Source organism: Kitasatospora sp. NPDC091257 (assembly GCF_044757675.1).
Lineage (GTDB): Bacteria > Actinomycetota > Actinomycetes > Streptomycetales > Streptomycetaceae > Kitasatospora > Kitasatospora lactacystinica.
Genome location: NZ_JBIVVI010000800.1, coordinates 1 through 4,304, shown reverse-complemented (window position 1 = coordinate 4,304; position 4,304 = coordinate 1). Strand labels below are relative to the sequence as shown.

The 4,304-nt window shown below is 75.0% G+C and carries 4 protein-coding genes; 1 reads left to right on the top strand and 3 read right to left on the bottom strand.

What is annotated here, in order from left to right; translation table 11 throughout:
* Positions 1-330 precede the first annotated feature (330 nt).
* Positions 331-1,035, top strand: coding sequence for a DUF4328 domain-containing protein (locus ACIQOV_RS29805; RefSeq protein WP_401053688.1), 705 nt, complete (start codon positions 331-333; stop codon positions 1,033-1,035).
* Between the two features lie 35 nt (positions 1,036-1,070).
* On the opposite strand, the gene ACIQOV_RS29800 is transcribed toward ACIQOV_RS29805, so the two are convergent.
* The 3 genes from ACIQOV_RS29800 to ACIQOV_RS29790 form a co-directional block, all read right to left on the bottom strand.
* A complete protein-coding gene (locus ACIQOV_RS29800; protein WP_401053687.1) occupies positions 1,071-1,670 on the bottom strand; it encodes a GNAT family N-acetyltransferase in 600 nt (199 codons plus the stop codon).
* Positions 1,671-1,776: 106 nt separating this feature from the next.
* Complete coding sequence (locus ACIQOV_RS29795) at positions 1,777-2,433, bottom strand: TNT domain-containing protein (protein WP_401053686.1); 657 nt, start codon at positions 2,431-2,433, stop codon at positions 1,777-1,779.
* A gap of 225 nt (positions 2,434-2,658) precedes the next feature.
* The gene (locus ACIQOV_RS29790; protein WP_401053684.1) at positions 2,659-3,984 is read right to left on the bottom strand and encodes a geranylgeranyl reductase family protein; all 1,326 of its coding nucleotides are present in this window, start codon (positions 3,982-3,984) and stop codon (positions 2,659-2,661) included.
* Between the last annotated feature and the right edge of the window lie 320 nt (positions 3,985-4,304).

Below are 4,304 nucleotides of genomic sequence, written 5' to 3'. Positions count from 1 at the left end.
AGCCCCGGCGGGACCGGGGCCGGTCAGCACCACCGTCCACCCCCGGGCGGCGCACTCGCGCAGCAACTCGGCACCGCCGGGCAGCGTGGGCTGCCACCAGTCGGTACCGAAGAGGGCCGCCGAGACCACCGTCATGACCACCGCTTCCGTTCGCGGGCGACGCACCGAATGCTCCCTTCCAGGTTAGGTCGCTCCTCCGCCGCGCGCGCAGCCTGCGCCCGGGCCCCCGGAATCCTTTCGACGGCCCGGAAAAGTAGCTGGTCAGGGGTGATCGTTTGGCCCTAGGGTGTCGCTCCATCACATTGGTCCAGTCCAGGAGCCCGATCCCCGATGCCTTCGCCCGCCGTGTACCGCTCGCCCAGAGCCAGCGCCACCGCCGCCACCGTTCTGCTCGCCGTGAGCGCCGCCACGACCCTCGCCCCGCTCGGCGTGGGCCTGCGCCTGTACGGGGAGGCCGGCGATCTCGCCACCGGCGCCGAGTCCGACGGCTCCGCGCTGATGGACACGGCGCAGCTCTACGACAGCGTCGGCTACCTCCAGCTGGTGGCCCTGGTCGCGTCCGCGGTCACGTTCGTCATCTGGTTCCACCGGGTCCGGGTGAACGCCGAGGTCTTCGACCCGCGCGGGCACCGGTTCAAGCGCGGCTGGGCGATCGGCGCCTGGTTCACCCCCGTGGTCGCGCTCTGGTTCCCCCGCCAGATCGCGGGCGACATCTGGCAGGCCGGCGCCCGGCCGGACGCCTCGGGCGTGCGCCCGCAGCTCCCGCAGACGCTGCTCAACCTCTGGTGGGCCACCTTCTGGATCTCCAACGCGACCGGCCGGGTCGGCTCCCAGTACCTCGGCTCGGCCTCGGCGCAGTACGCGGACGGCTACCAGCAGGCCGTCGGCTGGCTGATCGCCTCCGACCTGCTGCTGGTGGTGGCCGCCGTCCTCGCCGTCCTGGTGGTCCGCGGGCTGACCGCCATGCAGGAGGAGCGCTTCACCGAGTCCGCCGCCCCCGCGTTCGGGCTCCACGGCGGCACCGTCCGGGGCTGAGCCCGCTCGGTCGGCCGGGCCCGCGGGCGGGGCGCTCAGTCCGTGAACGGGTCGGAGGCCAGCCGGGCGTGCAGGTGCTCGTCCGTGTAGACGCCCCCGCCGTAGGTGTAGGAGGCGCGCAGGGTGCCCTCGTACGGGAAGCCGGCCCGCGCCGCGACCCGGCAGGAGTCCTCGTTGCCGACGGCGTGGTAGAGCTCGATGCGGCGGGCGTCGGCCTGCTCCACCGCCCAGCGGGTGGCGGCGGTGGCGGCCCGGGTGGCCAGGCCCCGGCCGCGGGCGGCGGCGAGCAGCCAGTAGCCGACCATGACCACGCCGTCGTCCCGGTTGGTCCACTCCAGGTAGGCGTTGCCGCACAGGCGGCCGTCGGCGGCGGCGACGACGGCGAAGGGGGCCGCGGTGCCGTCGGCCCAGCGGGCCTCGCAGCGGTCGAGGTAGGCCTCGGCGTCGACCGGGCCGGAGCCGCTGAGCGGGGTCCAGCGGGCGACGGCCGGGTCGGCCGCGGCGGCGACCAGGGCGGGCACGATGCCGCCGGGCACGTCGAGGCCGTGCCCGAACGGGCGCAGCAGGGCGTCGCCGAGGTCGAGGACGGCGGGGCGGAAGACCCGCCGGTCGGTGGCGGGATCGCTGATGGTCATCCCGTCTTCCTATCCCCGGCGCCCCCGGGCCCGCCAGCGAATTTCCCGGAGCCCGGGCCCGCGGCCGCTCCGTCCGGGTCGGAGCGGCCGCGGGCCCGGAGCGGGGTCAGATCCGGGCCAGGTAGCCGTTCTCGACCAGCCAGAGCACGTTCGGCCTGGCCGGGCCGCCGGGCAGCAGGGCGCCGTCGAGCTGGTACTGGAGGCCCCAGCCGGGCTGGTTGAACCACGGCGCGATCGGGCCGGCGTGCACCGTGAAGGCCTTGACCACCTTGTAGTCGTGGTAGTTGCAGGCGGCCGGCGGGTTGCTGTCCAGGCTCTGCGGCGGGAGCGCGCGGTTGGCGTAGGGCAGGCCCTCGGGGGCGAGGTAGGCGCCGTACTCGCTGCCGTAGCGGTCGATGTTCTGGTTCGGGTACAGCGTGAGGTCGAACTCGATCGGGCTGCCGTCGGGCAGGGTGACGTAGCCGTCGGCCGGCGGGTAGATCCAGCCGCCCTTGCCGCCGTTGCCGGCCGGGTCGTAGTACTGGGCCAGGAAGGCCTGGTCGCTCGCGCCGCCGGTGCGCTGGTAGCCGGCGAGCTGGCGGCCGACCGGGCCGGTGGTCGGGAGGTCGGCGGGGCCGAGGCGGGCGTCGTCGTGGCGGAAGGCGGCGGAGCACTGGTCGGAGGGGGTGGCCGCCGGGGCCGCGAGGGCGGCGGGGGTGCTCACGGCGGTGAGGGCGGCGGCCGCGGCGAGCGGCGCGACGAGCAGGCGAAGGCGAAGGCGCACGGTGTCTCCGTCGAACGGGTCAGCGGTCGAAAGGGGAGCCACGGAGGGGCGTTGTGCTCACCCTCCGTGGCTGGTTCGACACCAGGCAATCGGATCTTCTGATCATTCGTCAATATGATCCGTACGACTGCCCGTTCGACTGCGCGGATTAGGCCGAACCCGGGACAGCGGGGCCGCCCGTCCAGGAGGATGAACGGTCCGGCGCCACCGGGTCACTTCCCCCGGTCACTTCCCCGGGGCGACCCGCCCGAGCAGGTGGAGCAGCCGGTCGAGGGCGTCCTTGGAGTTCGGCTCGGTCAGGTTGACCATCAGCCGGAACGCCACCTTCAGCAGCGCCGGGTGGCCCAGCCCGGCGGCCCCGGCCGCGCCGAGCAGCTTCGGGCGGCCCAGCAGGTCGGCGGCCAGGCGGCCGAGCGCGAAGTAGCCGGCGTACGCGGAGCGCAGCGCCTGCGGGTAGGCGCGCAGGGCGAGTTCGCGGCCGCGGTCGGTGCGGCGGGCGAGGGCCTGGACGACGGCCTCGGCGGCGAACCGGCCGGACTCCATCGCGTAGGCGATGCCCTCGCCGGTGCCCGGGCTGACCGTGCCGCCCGCGTCGCCGACCAGCAGCAGGCCGTCGGCGTAGTGGGGCCGGCGGTTGAGGCCCATCGGCAGGGCGGCGCCGCGGATCGGCTCGGTGACCCCGTCGGGGGTGTAGCCGTACTCCGGGGGCAGGCCGTCGCACCAGCGGCGCAGCAGTTCCCGCCAGTCCACCTCGGTCCCGGTGGTGTCGAGGACCCCGAGGCCGACGTTGGCGGTGCCGTCGCCCATGCCGAACACCCAGGCGTAGCCGGGCAGCAGGCCCCGGGCCGGGTCGTCGGGGTCGCGCAGGTCGAGCCAGGCCTCCAGGTAGCGGTCGTCGTGGCGCGGGGTGGTGAAGTACGTCCGGTACGCGACGCCCATCGCGCGGTCGGTACGGCGGTGGCGCTTCATCGCCACCGACAGCCGGGTGGAGTTGCCGTCGGCGGCGACCACGACCGGGGCCCGGTAGGCGACCGGCCGGCGCTCCTCCCCCGACCTGGCGGTGACGCCGGTGATCCGGCCGGTCCGCTCGTCCAGCAGCGGGCCCGTCACAGTGACGCGTTCGACCAGCCGGGCACCGGCCGAGGCGGCCTTGCGGGCGAGCAGTTCGTCGAAGTCGGCACGGCGCCGGACCAGTCCGTACCCGGGGTAGGCGGAGAGCTCGGGCCAGTCGAACTCCAGCGAGCGGCGCCCGGAGATCAGCCGCAGGCCCCGGTTGTGCAGCCAGCCGGCTCCCTCGGAGACGTCGATGCCGAGGTCGGTCAGCTGCTTGACGGCGCGCGGGGTGAGGCCGTCGCCGCAGACCTTCTCGCGCGGGAAGGCGGACTTCTCCAGCAGCAGGACGTCCAGCCCGGTCCGGGCGAGGTGGGCGGCGGCGGTGGAGCCCGCCGGTCCGGCGCCGACCACGATGACGTCGGCGCTCTCCGCGGCCCGGACGGCCTCCTCGTCCCTGTCGGTCTCCTCGGGCCGGACGGTCTGCTCTGGGCCGGGCATCGCACTCTCCCACGGGTCGGATCGGCTGTACTCGCGACGGATTCCTCGGACTGGGCGGTTCCGGACGGGACGATAGAGAACCCCGGTACCCGCCCGCCGCCCCGACACGCAGGCCGCCGCCGGGAACCGGTCAATACCGGCCACCACGGCCGTCCGGGTTCACCCACCGGACCGGGGAGCGGAGTCGACAACTCGGGCCGCTCGTGCCGCTCGGCGACACCCGGCACCATGACAAGCGGGTGATCGAGTCCCTGCGGGGCGCCGCGGCCGGGCCGAGGCGCCACTGAGCCCCCGGCCCGCGAGCAGCTGCGGGACCAGGG